Source organism: Bordetella genomosp. 13, from assembly GCF_007679965.1.
Classification (GTDB): domain Bacteria; phylum Pseudomonadota; class Gammaproteobacteria; order Burkholderiales; family Burkholderiaceae_B; genus Bordetella.
Genome location: NZ_VEHL01000011.1, coordinates 1 through 15,360, shown reverse-complemented (window position 1 = coordinate 15,360; position 15,360 = coordinate 1). Strand labels below are relative to the sequence as shown.

Here is a 15,360-nt window from a genome sequence, read left to right as displayed (position 1 = left end):
GGCAATGTGGCGGGTGCGCGCAAGCGCCGCCGGCGCGCCTCAGCGCTCGAGGAATTGCAGCTTGTCTTCCTTGCCGTTCCACTCGTCGGCATCGGCTAGCGGCTTCTTGGCGCGGCTGATGCTGGGGAAATCGGCGGACAGCTCGGCGTTCAGGGCGATGAACTTCATCTGGTCCTGCGGCACGTCTTCTTCGGCATAGATGGCATTGGCCGGGCACTCGGGGATGCAGACGGCGCAGTCGATGCACTCGTCGGGGTCGATCACCAGGAAGTTCGGCCCTTCGCGAAAACAGTCAACCGGGCAAACGTCCACGCAATCGGTGTATTTGCACTTGATACAGTTTTCGGTGACTACATGGGTCATTCAGGAAACTCCGGACAGGCGGCGCGTCAATGGAACGATTTTACCCAATGCGCCGGGGCGGCGTGATCATAACCCCGGGAGGGGCATGGCGTTTCCTGGGGCGGGGACGCATGGGGCGGTCTTGACAGAGATCGATGCGGGATGCCGTGGTGCTTCGATGGGGGCTCTCGTTCGGTCGATCTGGGGCTCTCTCGTTGCGTCGATCTGGGTTCTTGAGCGCCGGCGTCATGGCTGCGAAGTCCCGTCCTCGCGCTTTCGCGCTGCGGGCGGGACTTCGCAGCCATGCCGCCGGCTCAAGCCGTCCCAGGTTCCGCGATCAAACCGCCCTAGGGCGTTGTACTTGCGACTCCAGGCGTCGCATCAACAGTAGATATCAGGCGCCGCATCAGCAAATTCAGCGTCGCATCCCAAAATTCCAAGCGCCGTACATCACACATATATGGCCAACGGTTTTCTTGGGGGGAGGGAAATGATCCCGCCTGGAAGAGAGAGAAAAGCAACGCGACATTACGCACAGCTGCGAGCCGCGCGGTCACCGGAGAAGTCCCGCCCGCAGCGCGAAAGCGCGAGGACGGGACTTCGCAGGCGAGCGTGCGGCGCCAGAAGAACTCAAGCCACGATACCCCTCAAGAACTCCAACCGGGATATGCCAAGAAACCCCAGGGAGCGCGAGGGCCCCGCCCTCGCAAAGCCCCCCCCGTGGTATGGTTGCCGAAACGAATCGCGCGATCATGATAATCACTTCGCTGCTCGACACCGACCTCTACAAATTCAGCATGATGCAGGTCGTGCTGCATCAGTTTCCCGCCGCCCAGGTCGAATACCGCTACAAGTGCCGCACCGCCGGCATCGACCTGCGTCCATACCTGGAAGAGATCCGCGCGGAAATCCGCCATCTGTGCCAGCTGCGCTTCACCGAGGCCGAGCTCGAATATCTGCGCAACCTGCGCTTCATCAAGAGCGATTTCGTCGACTTCCTGGGCCTGTTCCACCTGCCCGAGCGCTGCATCACCGTCAGTCCCGACCCCGAGCACGAGGGCGAGATATCCATCTCGGTCAAGGGACCGTGGCTGCACACGATCCTGTTCGAGATCCCGGTGCTGGCCATCGTCAACGAGGTCTATTTCCGCAACACCAGCAAGGACGCGGACTGGGAAGAAGGGCGGCGGCGGCTGCAGTCCAAGATGCACCTGGTGCTGGATGATCCCGCGCTGGCCGACTTCCGCGTGGCCGACTACGGCACGCGCAGGCGCTATTCGAAGCTGTGGCACGAGGAAGTCGTGACCACCATGCAGACGCAGATGGCCCCGCATTTCGCCGGCACCAGCAACGTGCTGCTGGCCATGCGCCACGGCGTGCTGCCCCTGGGCACCATGGGCCACGAATATCTGCAGGCCTGCCAGGCACTGGGGCCGCGGCTGCGCGATTCGCAGGTCTTCGCCTTCGAGGTGTGGGCCAAGGAATACCGCGGCGACCTCGGCATCGCACTATCCGACGTGTACGGCATGGATGCGTTCCTGCGCGACTTCGATATGTATTTCTGCAAGCTGTTCGACGGCGCGCGACACGATTCGGGCGATCCCTTCGTGTGGGGCGAGCGCATGCTCGAGCACTACCGCGTCAACCGTACCGATCCGCGCGCCAAGACGCTGGTGTTTTCCGACGGCCTGACGTTCCCGCGCGCCATCGAGCTGGCGCGCCGCTTCGCCGGCCGCTGCAAGGTGTCGTTCGGCATCGGCACCAACCTGACCAACGACCTGGGCCACGAGCCGCTGCAGATCGTCATGAAGATGGTCCGCTGCAACGGCCAGCCGGTGGCCAAGGTGTCCGACGCGCCCGAGAAGACCATGTGCGACGATCCGGCCTACCTGGCCTATCTGCGCCAGGTGTTCCAGTTGCCGCCCGCGTGAGGCGCGGCGCTTTCTTTTTCCGCCCACTCTCTTCCAGCAAGGGGAAGTTTCATGAGCAGCATCAAGCGTTTCAACGTCGCCAAGCGCCTGTCCGACATGGCCGTGTACAACGGCGTGGCCTATCTGGCCGGCCAGGTGCCCGACGACGCGACGCTGGACATCACCGGCCAGACGGCGCAGGTGTTGGCCACGATCGACCGCCTGCTGGCCGAGGCCGGCACCGACAAGACCAAGATCCTCATGGCCCAGATCTTCGTGACGAACATGAAGGAATTCGACGGCATGAACAAGGCCTGGGACGCATGGGTCGCAGACGGCAACTCGCCCCCCCGCGCCACCGTCGAAGCCCGCCTGGCCAACCCCGACTACAAGGTCGAGATCGTCGTCACGGCGGCAATAGGCTGATCTCGGGCCCTACACGCCCGCCAGCAACGTGGCGGCCAGCAGGCCGCCCAGTTCCTCGCACTGCGCCAGGACGGTTGCCGGTACGGTCTTGTCGGCCAGTATCTCCTCGGGTGTCTGCGCGCCGTTGCGCGCCACCAGGGCCGGCGCCGCGGCGCGCAGGCGCCAGCCGGTGCAGATGCGCTCGGCCTGGCGCGCGGCGCCGGCGCCGTCCGTGCCCGCGCTGATTGCCAGGCCGTAGGGCCGCCCCGCGATGCGGTCCAATGCGGCGTAGTAGCTGCGGTCGAAGAACTCCTTCATTTCGCCGCTGAGCGAGCCCAGGTTCTCGGGCGCGCAGAACAGGTAGCCGTCGGCATGCAGCACGTCCCCGGGCCGCGCGCGCCCGGCGCGTCGACACACCACCGCCAGCAACGGCGCGGACTCCAGGTCGCGGGCCGCCTGGCGTGCCCCGCGTTCCAGCGCCGCGGCCATGGCGCGCGCCGCGCCGGTGCGCGAATGCCAGACGATCAGCAGCGTCTTCACGCCAGCCGCGCCAGGGTGTCCTGGCGGTAGTACGCCTGCAGCAGGGCATGCCATTCGGGCAGGGCCTGCGCCAGCGGCAGTGGGTCGATGAAGAAGTGCTCGGAACTGACGGCGAAGAATTCGGCTTCGTCGGTAGCCGCGTACGGATCCAGCGGCAGGCTGGCATACCAGACGTCTGCATCCTCGCCTTCGGGATCGACGTCGGGCGGGATGGCGGCCTCCACGGCCTCCAGCGCGGCCACGTAGCGCTCGTAGCTGTCCTGCAGCACCTGCCGCCACACGCGGGGCTTGAGGTCCGCATGCGCCGCCAGCGACGGCATGCCGTCCGCCTCGCCCGAGTGCAAGTCCAGCTTGTGGGCGAATTCGTGGATGACCGCGTTGAAGGCGCCGGCCTCGGGATCGGGATCGCTCCAGGACAACACGATCGGCCCGCCGTCCCAGGCTTCGCCCGCGGCTTCTTCCGTGTACTCGTGCACCACGCCGTCCTCGTCCATCTGGCGGCGCGGGATGGCGAAGCCCTCGGGATAGACGATGATCTCGTCCCAGCCCTCGTACAGCGCGGGCGACAGATGCAGGATGGGCAGCGCCGCCTGCGCGGCGATGGCCAGGCGCATGAAATCGGTGGGTTCCAGGCCGCGCGCGCCGTTCATGTTCTTGCTGGCCAGCAGCCAGGCGCAGCGCGCCCGCAACTGCTCGCGCTCGGGCGCCGACAGCGGCGCCAGGAACGGATAGGCCGACAGCACCTGCAGCCAAAGGTCGTCGGGAATGCGGGCCTGCATCTGGGCCACGTCGGGGGCGGCGGCCCCACGGCCGCGCAGCCATCGAAACATGATGGGATTCCTGGGGTTGCTTCGGACCCTTAGTGTAGAGTTAGAAAATCTCCCTGGTCCGTCCTCGTTGCGCGCAATGTCCGTCCCTTCCGATCCTGTTTCGCCCGGTCCGTTCGACGCCGTCTGGCGCCAGGCCGCCGTGCAGGGGCTCGACGACGACGGCGCGCGCCTGGTCGAGCGGGCGGCCGCCTGGGCCGGGCCGCGTTTCGACGACCAGCTGGCGCTGACGGGCGAGCCGCTGCGCAGCCACGCGGCCGGCGTGTCGCGCCTGCTGGCCAGCCTGCATACCGACGCCGCCACGCGCGCCGCCGCCTTGCTGGTGTCGTTGCCGCACGACCCGATGGCGCCCGTGCCGGCGCCGCGCAACGATCCCGTGGCGGCCGAGTTCGGCGCCGAGGTGGCGCGCCTGGTGCACGGCGCCCGCGCCTTGTTGCGGCTGGGCGCGGTGGCGCGACAGGCCAGCGATGCCTCGGCCGACAGCGGCAGCCAGAAAGAGATGCAGCGCAAGATGCTGCTGGCCATGGCGGCCGACCTGCGCATCGTGCTGATGCGCCTGGCCTCGCGCCTGCAGACCCTACGCTGGCATGCCGAGACCAAGGCGCCGTGCGATCCGGCCTTCGCGCGCGAGACGCTCGATCTGTACACGCCGCTGGCCAACCGGCTGGGCATCTGGCAATTGAAGTGGGAGATGGAAGACCTCGCGTTCCGTTTCCTCGAACCCGTGCGCTACAAGGAAATCGCGCGCTTGCTCGAGGAAAAGCGCGTCGAGCGCGAGGCCTTCATCGCCGGCGCCATCGAGCGCCTGCGCGGCGCGCTCAAGGCCGCAGGCATCGCGGCCGAGGTGAGCGGCCGGCCCAAGCACATCTACAGCATCTGGAACAAGATGCGCGTGAAGACGCTCGATTTCTCGCAACTGTTCGACCTGCGCGCGCTGCGCGTCATCGTCGACGACGTGCGCGCCTGCTACGCCGTGCTGGGCCTGGTGCACGAGATGTGGACGCCCTTGCCCGAGGCCTTCGACGACTACATTTCCCGGCCCAAGCCCAACGGCTACCGCTCGCTGCACACGGTGGTCAGCGACCACGACGGCCGCCCCTTCGAGGTGCAGATCCGCACGCGGGAGATGCACCAGTTCGCCGAATACGGCATGGCCGCGCACTGGCGCTACAAGGAGGCCGGCGCGCGCGGCGGCCAGGTGGCCGCGTCCAGCGACTACGACCGCCAGCTGTCGTGGATGCGCCAGCTGCTGGCCTGGAACACCGAGGTCGAGGCCGCGGACGGCCAGGACACGCCCGACACGGCGCAGACGGGCGACGGCCGCATCTACGTGCTGACGCCGCAGGCCCGCGTGATCGAGCTGCCCGAGGGCGCCACGGCGGTCGACTTCGCCTATCACCTGCACACGGACCTGGGCCACCGCTGCCGCGGCGCGCGGGTCGATGGCCAGATGGTGCCGCTGCACACGCGGCTGGCCACGGGGCAGACGGTCGAGATCATTTCCGCCAAGGCGGGCGGCCCATCGCGCGACTGGCTCAATCCGCAGCTGGGCTACCTGGCCGCGCCGCGCTCGCGCGCGAAGGTGCGCGCGTGGTTCAACGCCATCGAGCTGCAGCAGCGCATCACCCAGGGCCAGGCGCTGGTCGAGAAAGAACTGCAGCGCCTGGGCAAGACCGCGGTCAACCTCGAACAGCTGGCGCAGACGCTGGGCTTCGCGCGCGCCGACGACCTGTACGTGGCTGCCGCCAAGGAAGAGTTCAGCCTGCGCCAGATCGACGCGGTGTTCCAGCAGCCGGCCCCCGCCGTGGAGCCGCAGCCGCATGCGCTGCGCCATGCCAACGCACCGGGCGCGGGCAGCGTCACGGCGGGCGGCAAGAGCGGCGTGCTGGTGGTGGGCGTGGGTTCGCTGATGACCCAGCTGGCGCGCTGCTGCCGGCCCGCCCCGCCCGACACGATTGCCGGCTTCGTCACGCGCGGCCGTGGCGTCTCGATCCATCGCGCCGACTGCCCCAGCTACCTGGCCCTGGCCGCGCGCGAGCCCGAGCGCGTGATCGACGTGGCCTGGGGCCAGACCCACGACACGGTCTATCCGGTGGACATCAGCGTGCGCGCGCACGACCGCCCGGGGCTGTTGCGCGACCTTTCCGAAGTCTTCGCCCGACTGCGCCTGAACGTGGTGGGCGTGAACACCCAGAGCCGCCAGTCGTTGGCGCACATGATCTTCACGGTCGAAGTGCGGGACGGGGAGGTGCTGAACCGGGCGCTGGATGCGCTGGTGGCGGTGCAGGGCGTGACGGGGGCGGATCGGCGCTGAGGGTGCCTGGCTCGTCGGGTGAGGGGTGATCCGGTCGGCCTGTAGCAGGTTTCAGTGCTGTGGCGTATTCGGTTCATCGCGGGGGCGTATTCGGTTCATTGCGGTGGCGTATTGGGTTCTTCAGCCGCCGCATCCATACCTGCGAAGTCACGTCCTCGCGCTTTCGCGCTGCGGGCGCGACTTCTCCGGCACGGAGGCGGCTCCCTGCGCCGCAATGCGGCGGTCGCAAAATGCAGCGTAATGCGGTGGCCGCAAAAATCGTTGTCGTGGCGATGTGACGTGCGTACTCGGCCCGTGAAGCCACTGTCGGCAAGGCGCCGCCGGTGATTCGAGCACCAGCCGTCGCATAGGCACGCTCCCCCTCTCTCCCTCCAGACCATGCTGAGCATTACATCGCTGGCTCATCGCGTCGACGCTCCATCGGATGCAGACAGTGGAATCATGGACGGAAGTGCGCCATGCCATGGTGAGAGAGAAGTAGAAGTTCAGCCCAGGAATGGAGAGAGAAAAAAGGTTTTGAGCCGCAGGCATCCAGATGACGTGAGCCGGGGGCATGGCGGAGAAGTCGCGCCCGCAGCGCGAAAGCGCGAGGACGGGACTTCGCAGCCATGACCCCGGCGCTCAAGAACTCTGACCCGGCGCTCAAGAACTCTGACCCGGCGCTCAAGAACTCTGACCCGGCGCTCAAGAACTCTGACCCATCCCTCAAGAACCTTGAACCCTCAACCACGCGCATCAGGACAAACCCGCCCCATCTCCCCGAACGACTTCCAGCCGTCCTAAACTGCCTTTTTAGCCACAAAGAAACCTACGCCCCATGAACACCCGCTCCTGGCTCGAACAGCTTGTCGCCTTCGACACCACCAGCCGCAAGTCGAATCTGGCGTTGATCGAGACCGCGCGTGACTACCTCAAGGCGCAGGGCGTACAGGCCTGGCTGGCGCACAATCCCGAGAAGACCAAGGCCAACCTGTTCGCCACGCTGCCGGCTGCCGACGGCAGCGCCGAGGGCGGCGTCGTGCTGTCGGGCCATACCGACGTGGTGCCCGTCGATGGGCAGGATTGGTCCTCCGATCCGTTCAAGCTGGTCGAGAAGAACGGCGCCCTGCAGGGGCGGGGCGCGTGCGACATGAAGGGGTTCATCGCCTCCTCGCTGGCGCTGGTGCCCGAGTTCCTGGCCATGCCGCGCAAGAAACCCATCCACCTGGCGTTCTCTTACGACGAGGAAGTGGGGTGCGTCGGCGCGCCCGTGATGCTGGCCGAGCTGAAGGAACGCGGCATCCGCCCGGATGGCTGCGTCGTAGGCGAACCCACCGGGATGAATGTGGTGGTGGCGCACAAGGGCATCAACCTGTTCCGCTGCCGCGTGCACGGCAAGGCCGCACATTCGTCATTGACGCCGCGCGGCTGCAACGCCATCGAATACGCCGCGTTGCTGATCTGCCGCATACGCGAGCTGGCCGACGCCATGAAGGCCAAGGGGCCATACGACGAGTTCTTCGACGTGCCGTTCTCCACCATGACCACCAACCAGATCCGCGGCGGCATCGCGGTCAACACGATTCCCGAGCTGTGCGAGTTCATGTACGAATTCCGCAATCTGCCGGGCGTATCGCCCGACAGCATCCAGGCGGACGTCGAGCGCTACGTGCGGGACGACCTGCTGCCGCGCATGAAGGCCGAGTACGACGGCGCGCGCATCGAGGTGCAGATGGGCGCCGCCGCGCCGGCGCTGGAGGCGTCCGAACAGGCCGCCATCACCGAACTGGTGCGCGGCCTGACGCAGGACCGCGCCACCCGCAAGGTGGCCTATGGTACCGAGGCCGGCCTTTTCCAGGCCGTGGGCATTCCCACGGTGGTGTGCGGACCGGGCCACATCGAGCAGGCGCACAAGCCCGACGAGTTCGTGGCGCTGGACCAGTTGGACGCCTGCGACCGCTTCCTGCGGCAGCTCGGCCAAGCGCTGTAGGCACACGATTCGGGCCGCCCGCCCGGCTACGGTAAAATGTCGGGTTGCAAAACCGGTGCTGCCCCTGTCTGTGCTGGGCCGCCACCCCGGAGAACCCTGGTGAAACCTTACGACCTACCGGATGCCAAGGGCCATTTCGGCCCCTATGGCGGCGTGTTCGTGGCGGAAACGCTGATGCACGCGCTGGACGAACTGCGCACCGCCTACGATCAAAGCCGCGTCGACCCGGCCTTCATCGAGGCGTTCAACTACGAACTCAAGCATTTCGTCGGCCGGCCCAGTCCGGTCTACCACGCCCGCCGATGGTCGCAGGAACTGGGCGGCGCCCAGATCTGGTTCAAGCGCGAAGACCTGAACCACACCGGCGCCCACAAGGTGAACAACTGCATCGGCCAGGCCTTGCTGGCCAAGCGGATGGGCAAGCCGCGCGTCATCGCCGAGACCGGCGCGGGCCAGCACGGCGTGGCCACGGCCACCGTGGCGGCGCGCTACGGCATGGAATGCGTGGTGTACATGGGCAGCGAGGATGTGCGCCGCCAGGCCTCCAACGTCTACCGCATGAAGCTGCTGGGCGCCACGGTGGTGCCGGTCGAATCCGGCTCGCGCACCCTCAAGGACGCGCTGAACGAAGCCATGCGCGACTGGGTCACTAATATCGAGAACACCTTCTACATCATCGGCACGGTGGCCGGTCCCGATCCGTATCCCCGCATGGTGCGCGACTTCCAGACCGTCATCGGCAACGAATGCCTGGTTCAGATGCCCGAGGAAGCCGGCCGCCAGCCCGATTTCGTGGTGGCGGCGGTGGGCGGCGGTTCCAACGCCATCGGCATCTTCCACCCCTACATCCCCCACGAGTCGGTGCGCCTGGTCGGCGTCGAGGCCGCGGGCGAGGGCATGGACAGCGGCCGCCACGCCGCCTCGCTGGCCGCCGGCCAGGTGGGCGTGCTGCACGGCAACCGCACCTACGTCATGCAGGACGCCGACGGCCAGGTGCAAGAGACCCATTCCGTCTCGGCCGGCCTGGACTACCCCGGCGTGGGCCCCGAACATGCCTGGCTGAAGGACAGCGGCCGCGCCCAGTACGTCGGCGTCACCGATGACGAGGCGCTGAAGGCGTTTCACGACTGCTGCCGCATCGAAGGCATCATGCCCGCGCTGGAGTCCTCGCACGCCATCGCGCAGGCCGCCAAGATGGCGCCCACGCTGTCCAAGGACCAGATCATCCTGGTCAACCTGTCGGGCCGCGGCGACAAAGACATGCACACCGTCGCCGAGCGCGCGGGCATCACGTTCTGAGCCTGACATGACCAACACCTCCAACCGCATCGACGCTGCCTTCGCACGCCGCGAAGCCGGCCGCGCAGCGCTGGTGCCGTACATCGCCGCGGGCGATCCGTCGCCCGCCGCCACCGTGCCGCTGATGCACGAGCTGGTGCGCGCCGGCGCCGACATCCTCGAACTGGGCGTGCCGTTCTCCGATCCCATGGCCGACGGCCCCGTGATCCAGCGCGCCGCCGAGCGCGCCATCGCGCAGGGCGTGGGCCTGGCCCGCGTGCTGGAACTGGTGGCCGAGTTCCGCCGCGACGACGCCGTCACGCCCGTGGTGCTGATGGGCTACGCCAATCCGATCGAGCGCATGGGCCAGCAGGCCTTCGCGCATCGCGCCGCGCAGGCCGGCGTCGACGGCGTGCTGGTGGTCGACTATCCGCCGGAAGAGATCGACGCCTTCGCCGCCGATCTCGGCCAGGCCGGCATCTGCCCCATCTTCCTGCTGGCGCCCACCTCGACCGATGCGCGCATCCAGTCGGTGGCGCGCGTGGCGCGCGGCTACGTGTACTACGTGTCGCTCAAGGGCGTCACGGGCGCCGCCAGCCTGAACACCGACGACGTCGCCCAACGCCTGGAGCTGATCCGGCGCCACGTCGACATCCCGGTGGGCGTGGGCTTCGGCATCCGCGATGCCGACAGCGCGGCGCGCGTGGCGCGCCATGCCGATGCCGTGGTCATCGGCACCAAGCTCATCCAGACCATCGAAGACGCCGTGGCCGCAGCCGCGCCCGGCCAGGAAACCCAGGCCGCCGTGGCCGCCGCTGGCCAGTGGCTGCGCACCATCCGCGCGGCCCTGGACCAAACCCAACGACACAGCGCGGCCGCCTGAGCGGCGCCGCGCGCGATTTGCCCTACGGGACGACGACACACTATGAGCTGGATCGAGAAACTCCTGCCGCCTCGCATCAACAAGACCGCCGACAGCGGCCAACGCCGCGTGCCCGAAGGGCTGTGGGTCAAGTGCCCCTCGTGCGAATCGGTGCTGTACAACGAAGACCTGGCGGCCAACCTGCACGTGTGCCCCAAGTGCGACCATCACATGCGCATCGGTTCGCGCACGCGCATCGACTCGCTGCTCGACCTGGAAGGCCGCGTCGAGATCGGCGGCAATACGCGCTCGATGGACCCCCTGAAGTTCAAGGACTCGCGCAAGTATCCCGAGCGTCTGGCCGAGGCCGTCAAGCAGACCGGCGAGTCCGATGCGCTGGTCGTGGTCAGCGGCTCGGTGCGCGGCATTCCTACCGTGCTGGCCTGCTTCGAATTCGAATTCATGGGCGGCTCGATGGGCTCGGTGGTGGGCGAACGCTTCGCCCGCGGCGTGCAGGCCGCCATCGACAACCGCACTCCCTTCATCTGCGTGGCGGCCTCGGGCGGTGCGCGCATGCAGGAAAGCCTGCTGTCGCTGATGCAGATGGCCAAGACCAACGCCATGCTGACGCGCCTGGCGGCCGCCGGCCTGCCGTTCATCAGCGTGCTGACCGACCCGACCATGGGCGGCGTGTCGGCCAGCTTCGCCTTCATGGGCGACGTGGTGATCGCCGAACCGCGCGCGCTGATCGGCTTCGCCGGCCCGCGCGTCATCGAGCAGACCGTGCGCGAGAAGTTGCCCGAAGGCTTCCAGCGCTCCGAGTTCCTGCTGCAGAAGGGCGCCATCGACATGGTGGTCGACCGTCGTCAGCTGCGCGAGGAAATCGCCCGCCTGCTGGCCCTATTGACCCGCCAGCCGGCCGACGCGGTCGCCGCCTGACCGGCAAGCTCCGCCCTGCGACCCGGCCATTTTTCCATCCATGGGGAACTGGCCGGGCATTGAACCGGGCAAAGTCGATTTCGAACACACATGTTGCTGATTGAAGACAATCTCCCTGCATAAGAGGGACGGTTTTCTGATATGTTTAGCCGTGTCGTTACATATCGGTCTTGGAGCTTCCATGCACAGCATCAACAAGAAAAGAACCCTCACGGGGCTGGCCGCCGGGTTGGCTCTGGCGTGCGCCGCTTCGATGGCGCAGGCCCAATCCCAGGAAGGCACGCAGGGCGGTGTCGGCCTGCACTATGGCGTGGGCGACCATTACCAGCGCATCACGCTGCAGTACGAAACCCCGTCGGTCTGGACGTACAACTTCGGCGGCAACTGGGGCCGGCTCGACCTCACGCCGGAATTCGGCGCCTCGTACTGGTGGGCGCAGGGCAATCGTGAGCCGGGCCACGTCTGGCAGGCCAGCGCCATCCCCATGTTCCGCTGGTGGACGGGCGAGCGCTTCTACCTCGAGGCCGGCATCGGCGCCACGGTGTTCAGCCACACCACCTTCGCCGACAAGACCATCAGCACTGCCTTCCAGTTCGGCGATCACGTGGGCGCGGGCTTCCTGCTGAACGACAGCAGCCGCATCGGCCTGCGTTATTCGCACTTCTCCAACGCCAGCATCAAGCGCCCCAATCCGGGCCTGAACGTGCTGCAGCTGACCTATCTGTACCAGTTCTGACGACCACGCCTTCGGCCCTGGCCTTCGACGATGAACCCGCCGGATTCGGCGGGTTTTTTTACGCCCTCGGGCCGGGCTGGCGCACGGTCATGCGTCCCGCGCTCAAGGCGATCGCCATGCCCGCCGTCGCCGTGGCCACGCCGGTCCAGGCCAGTGGGGAGGGAACCTCCTGCAGCAGCGCCAGCGCCCCTAGCGTGGTCAGGCACGGCACGGCCGCGGTGAACAGCGCGGTGGTCTGCGCGCCCAGCGTGGCCACGGCGCGCGTGTAGACCAGCAGCGCCACCACGCCCACCAGCATGCCCTGGAACAAGGCCTGGAACACGATATCGGGCAATGCCGCCTCGGTCATGCGCGTGCCGGGCAGCAGCACGTACAGCGGCAGGAAGCAGGCCAGCGAACCTGGCGCCACGATGGCCGCCGCGCGCAACGGCGCGATCGCATAGCGCTGCGCCAGCAGGCCGTACGATGCCCAGCACAGCGAAGCCAGCAGCAGTGCGGCGTCGCCCACGTATTGGCGCGGCGCCGCGCCGGCGAAGCTGTCCCAGCCGATGGCGACGACGCCGGCCAGGATCAGCGCCAGGCCCACGCGCCGGCCGCGTTCGACGCGCTGTCCCGTGGCGGCGCGCAGCAGCAGGAAGGTGAACAGCGGGATGGTGCCGTGCACCAGCACGCCGCCGTGGCTGGCCGGCGCCAGGCGAAAGCCCAGATAGGCGAACAGGGCGAAGCCCAATCCGCCGGTGAACGCCAGCAGCGCGGCCTGATGCAGTCGCAGGCCGCTGGTACGGAACCGCCACAGCAAGGGCAGCAACAGCAGGCCCGCCACGGTAAAACGCAGCAGGGCGATGTCGGGCAGCGTCAGCGCGGTGGTGGTCAGGCCCAGGCGCGAAACCAGCGTGAAGCCCGAGAACAGCAGCACGGCCGCGATGGCGCAGAGCACGCCGGGCAGGCGGGCGCCGGCCTCCGGTCCCGCGCCGTCAACGACCCTGTGCATGGCCGCCCCGCAGTGTCATCACGGCGCTGGTCACGCTGGCCACGGGCTTGCCGTCGTCGCGCTCGATCTCGCACAGGTAGTGGCTGATGGTGCGGCCGCGATGCGTGGCGCGGGCCCGCGCGCGCAGGCGCGACTGCCATACCGGGCGCAGGAAGGTGGCGCGCAGGTCGATGCTGGTGAAGCTCTCCGCGGCGGCAATCAAGGTGGAATGCGCGGTGCCGATGGCCGCGTCGGCCAGCTCGCACAGCAGGCCGCCATGCACCGTGCCCTGCTGGTTGCCGTGGCGCAGGGCGTCGGCGTCCAGCTCGATCACCGCCATCGCCTCGCCGATCTCGATGACGCGAAAGTCCAGCAACTGCGAGATCGCCGTGGGATAGCGTAGGTGCGTGGTGTCGCCGGGCCGCAGGGTGCCGTCCAATTGGCGGCGCAGGTATTCGAGGACGGGCAGGGGAGTGGGAGCAGGCATCGTCGTCATGGCAGAAGATCTTTTGCAGGCAGGCCAGCCCGGGGCAGGGCAACCCGGGCTTATGCGGCACAGCGTAATTCCGTAGACTAGGACAATCAAAAAATTGTCCTAGGTACACGCGATGGCGACTTCCCCCGTGCATGCGCTGGCCGATGCCTTGGCGGCCGATATCCACGCCGGACGGCTGGCCCCGGGCGCCATGCTGCCGACTCACCGCGAACTGGCGGCGCGGCATGGCGTGGCGCTGGCGTCCGCCACCAAGGTGTATGCGCGCCTGAAGGCGCAGGGGCTGGTGGTGGGCGAAACCGGCCGCGGCACCTTCGTGCGCGATCGGCCCCCCGGGCAACGCGACTGGGACAGCGCGGACGAGGCGCGCCTGAACGCCGGCATGGTCGACCTGTCCTTCAACCATCCCACTTTGCCCGGGCAAGCCGAACTGTTGCGCGCGATGCTGCGCAAGCTGGCGTCGGCGGGTGACCTGGCAGCGCTCATGCAGCAACAGCCACCCGGCGGACGCTCGCACGAGCGCCGCAGCGTGGCGGACTTCCTGCTGCGCGCACGCGGCATCGACGTTGCGCCCGGGCGGGTGTTCCTGGTGAACGGAGCCCAGCAGGGCCTGGACATCGCCGCGCGCGCGGTGCTGCGTCCCGGAGACGCCGTCGCGGTCGATGCGCTGACGTACCCCGGCTTCAAGATGCTGGCCCGGGCGCAGGGGCTGCCGCTGCAGCCCGTGCCCTGTTCGCCTGCGGGCCCGGATCTGGATGCGCTGGAAGCGCTGTGCCGGCGCGGCCGCGTCCGCGCCATCTATGCGATGCCCACGTTGCACAATCCGCTGGGCTGGGTGTTGAATGACGCCCAGCGCCGGCGCCTGGTCGACATCGCGCGGCGGCACGAGTGTTTCCTGATCGAAGACGCTGCCTATGCGTTCCTGGCCGCGGCCGCGCCGCCCGCGTTGGCGGCCCTGGCGCCTGAACGCACCTTCTACGTGTCCAGCCTGTCCAAGAGCGTGGCCACCGGCCTGCGCTTCGGCTGGCTGGCGGTGCCCGAGGCGTGCGCCACGGCGGTCAAGGCACACATCCGTGCCAGCCACTGGAGCCTGCCCAGCGTGATCACGGCGATGGCCACGCGCTGGATCGAGGACGGCACCGTGGCGCGCCTGGAGGCCGCGCACCGGCGCGACGCGCGGCGCCGCCAGGCCACGGCGCGCGAGGTCTTCGACGGGATGGATATCTTGGCCAATCCGGCTGCGCTGTTCGTCTGGCTGACCCTGCCGGCGGAGCTGCGCATGGATCGCATCGCGGCCGCGCTGGCTGCCCGCAACATCGCGGTGTCCAAGGCCGAGGCCTACGCGGCCACCCGCCACGCGCCGCACGCCCTGCGGCTGGGCCTGAGCTCGGTGCCGCTGGCGCAACTGAAGCCGGTGCTGCGGCAGGTGCGGCAGACGATCGAGGCCTTCCCGATATAGCGGGTCCCGGTTGCGATGCCGGGCCATGCGCAGGCGTCGGGCCATGCCAAGTCATGCCGGGCGATGTAGAGCCATGGCAGGCCATGCCGAGCCATGCAGAGGCCGGCGTGCGCCATGGTCTTGCCCGTCTCCGACGTCGCGACTCCGCCAACGTGATCGCCGCCCTTGCGCCATGGGCGGATGTGTGCCCAGGCAGCTGGTGCCGCCGGGATGCCGGTGAAAAAAAGCCCGTCGATCACTTGAACTGACCCCTGAAAGTTGGACGAGATCCGACCTTCGGGGGTTTTTGCATGGCGAAGTACGACGAGCGTTTCAA

At 68.0% G+C, this 15,360-nt stretch carries 14 protein-coding genes; 9 read left to right on the top strand and 5 right to left on the bottom strand.

Going from position 1 to position 15,360, the window contains the following annotated elements; all coding sequences use genetic code 11:
* Nucleotides 1–39: 39 nt before the first annotated feature.
* Complete coding sequence (gene fdxA / locus FS845_RS23000) at nucleotides 40–363, bottom strand: ferredoxin FdxA (RefSeq protein WP_144639762.1); 324 nt, start codon at nucleotides 361–363, stop codon at nucleotides 40–42.
* A 731-nt stretch (nucleotides 364–1,094) separates the two neighbouring features.
* Here fdxA and pncB point away from each other — a divergent pair.
* Both pncB and FS845_RS22990 read left to right on the top strand, forming a co-directional pair.
* A complete protein-coding gene (pncB, locus tag FS845_RS22995) occupies nucleotides 1,095–2,273 on the top strand; it encodes a nicotinate phosphoribosyltransferase (RefSeq protein ID WP_144639759.1) in 1,179 nt (392 codons plus the stop codon).
* A gap of 51 nt (nucleotides 2,274–2,324) precedes the next feature.
* Nucleotides 2,325–2,678: a RidA family protein gene (locus tag FS845_RS22990; protein ID WP_144639757.1), complete on the top strand. Its 354-nt coding sequence runs from the start codon at nucleotides 2,325–2,327 to the stop codon at nucleotides 2,676–2,678.
* Nucleotides 2,679–2,687: 9 nt separating this feature from the next.
* Here the strand turns inward: FS845_RS22990 and FS845_RS22985 are convergent, their stop codons facing one another.
* Nucleotides 2,688–3,197, bottom strand: a complete 510-nt coding sequence (locus tag FS845_RS22985) for a flavodoxin family protein (RefSeq protein ID WP_144639755.1) — start codon at nucleotides 3,195–3,197, stop codon at nucleotides 2,688–2,690.
* Nucleotides 3,194–4,027, bottom strand: a complete 834-nt coding sequence (locus FS845_RS22980) for a zinc-dependent peptidase (protein ID WP_144639753.1) — start codon at nucleotides 4,025–4,027, stop codon at nucleotides 3,194–3,196. Before FS845_RS22980 ends, FS845_RS22985 begins: the two co-directional genes overlap by 4 nt.
* Nucleotides 4,028–4,103: 76 nt before the next feature.
* Here FS845_RS22980 and FS845_RS22975 point away from each other — a divergent pair, with 76 nt between their 5' ends.
* The 6 genes from FS845_RS22975 to FS845_RS22950 all read left to right on the top strand — a co-directional run bounded on the left by FS845_RS22975 (nucleotide 4,104) and on the right by FS845_RS22950 (nucleotide 12,122).
* Nucleotides 4,104–6,338: a RelA/SpoT family protein gene (locus FS845_RS22975; RefSeq protein ID WP_144639751.1), complete on the top strand. Its 2,235-nt coding sequence runs from the start codon at nucleotides 4,104–4,106 to the stop codon at nucleotides 6,336–6,338.
* A gap of 817 nt (nucleotides 6,339–7,155) precedes the next feature.
* Nucleotides 7,156–8,307, top strand: a complete 1,152-nt coding sequence (argE, locus tag FS845_RS22970; protein ID WP_144639749.1) for an acetylornithine deacetylase — start codon at nucleotides 7,156–7,158, stop codon at nucleotides 8,305–8,307.
* 99 nt (nucleotides 8,308–8,406) lie between these two features.
* The gene (trpB, locus tag FS845_RS22965; RefSeq protein ID WP_144639747.1) at nucleotides 8,407–9,606 is read left to right on the top strand and encodes a tryptophan synthase subunit beta; all 1,200 of its coding nucleotides are present in this window, start codon (nucleotides 8,407–8,409) and stop codon (nucleotides 9,604–9,606) included.
* Nucleotides 9,607–9,613: 7 nt separating this feature from the next.
* Nucleotides 9,614–10,468, top strand: coding sequence for a tryptophan synthase subunit alpha (gene trpA, locus FS845_RS22960; RefSeq protein WP_144639745.1), 855 nt, complete (start codon nucleotides 9,614–9,616; stop codon nucleotides 10,466–10,468).
* A gap of 42 nt (nucleotides 10,469–10,510) precedes the next feature.
* Nucleotides 10,511–11,386, top strand: a complete 876-nt coding sequence (gene accD, locus FS845_RS22955) for an acetyl-CoA carboxylase, carboxyltransferase subunit beta (protein ID WP_144639743.1) — start codon at nucleotides 10,511–10,513, stop codon at nucleotides 11,384–11,386.
* Between the two features lie 181 nt (nucleotides 11,387–11,567).
* Nucleotides 11,568–12,122 (top strand): acyloxyacyl hydrolase, encoded by a 555-nt coding sequence (locus tag FS845_RS22950; protein WP_144639741.1) that lies wholly within the window; start codon nucleotides 11,568–11,570, stop codon nucleotides 12,120–12,122.
* Nucleotides 12,123–12,180: 58 nt separating this feature from the next.
* On the opposite strand, the gene FS845_RS22945 is transcribed toward FS845_RS22950, so the two are convergent.
* Both FS845_RS22945 and FS845_RS22940 read right to left on the bottom strand, forming a co-directional pair.
* Complete coding sequence (locus tag FS845_RS22945) at nucleotides 12,181–13,113, bottom strand: DMT family transporter (RefSeq protein ID WP_144639739.1); 933 nt, start codon at nucleotides 13,111–13,113, stop codon at nucleotides 12,181–12,183.
* Nucleotides 13,097–13,588 (bottom strand): PaaI family thioesterase, encoded by a 492-nt coding sequence (locus FS845_RS22940; RefSeq protein ID WP_260986415.1) that lies wholly within the window; start codon nucleotides 13,586–13,588, stop codon nucleotides 13,097–13,099. Before FS845_RS22940 ends, FS845_RS22945 begins: the two co-directional genes overlap by 17 nt.
* Before the next feature lie 112 nt (nucleotides 13,589–13,700).
* On the opposite strand from FS845_RS22940, the gene FS845_RS22935 reads away from it, so the two are divergent.
* Nucleotides 13,701–15,044: a PLP-dependent aminotransferase family protein gene (locus tag FS845_RS22935; protein ID WP_144639737.1), complete on the top strand. Its 1,344-nt coding sequence runs from the start codon at nucleotides 13,701–13,703 to the stop codon at nucleotides 15,042–15,044.
* The last annotated feature ends 316 nt before the right edge of the window (nucleotides 15,045–15,360 follow it).

Bases quoted from the DNA above. Each gene is read 5' to 3' on its own strand.
- fdxA (WP_144639762.1), bottom strand. From the start codon at position 363: ATGACCCATGTAGTCACCGAAAACTGTATCAAGTGCAAATACACCGAT.
- pncB (WP_144639759.1), top strand. From the start codon at position 1,095: ATGATAATCACTTCGCTGCTCGACACCGACCTCTACAAATTCAGCATG.
- FS845_RS22990 (WP_144639757.1), top strand. From the start codon at position 2,325: ATGAGCAGCATCAAGCGTTTCAACGTCGCCAAGCGCCTGTCCGACATG.
- FS845_RS22980 (WP_144639753.1), bottom strand. From the start codon at position 4,027: ATGTTTCGATGGCTGCGCGGCCGTGGGGCCGCCGCCCCCGACGTGGCC.
- FS845_RS22975 (WP_144639751.1), top strand. From the start codon at position 4,104: ATGTCCGTCCCTTCCGATCCTGTTTCGCCCGGTCCGTTCGACGCCGTC.
- argE (WP_144639749.1), top strand. From the start codon at position 7,156: ATGAACACCCGCTCCTGGCTCGAACAGCTTGTCGCCTTCGACACCACC.
- trpA (WP_144639745.1), top strand. From the start codon at position 9,614: ATGACCAACACCTCCAACCGCATCGACGCTGCCTTCGCACGCCGCGAA.
- accD (WP_144639743.1), top strand. From the start codon at position 10,511: ATGAGCTGGATCGAGAAACTCCTGCCGCCTCGCATCAACAAGACCGCC.
- FS845_RS22950 (WP_144639741.1), top strand. From the start codon at position 11,568: ATGCACAGCATCAACAAGAAAAGAACCCTCACGGGGCTGGCCGCCGGG.
- FS845_RS22945 (WP_144639739.1), bottom strand. From the start codon at position 13,113: ATGCACAGGGTCGTTGACGGCGCGGGACCGGAGGCCGGCGCCCGCCTG.
- FS845_RS22940 (WP_260986415.1), bottom strand. From the start codon at position 13,588: ATGACGACGATGCCTGCTCCCACTCCCCTGCCCGTCCTCGAATACCTG.
- FS845_RS22935 (WP_144639737.1), top strand. From the start codon at position 13,701: ATGGCGACTTCCCCCGTGCATGCGCTGGCCGATGCCTTGGCGGCCGAT.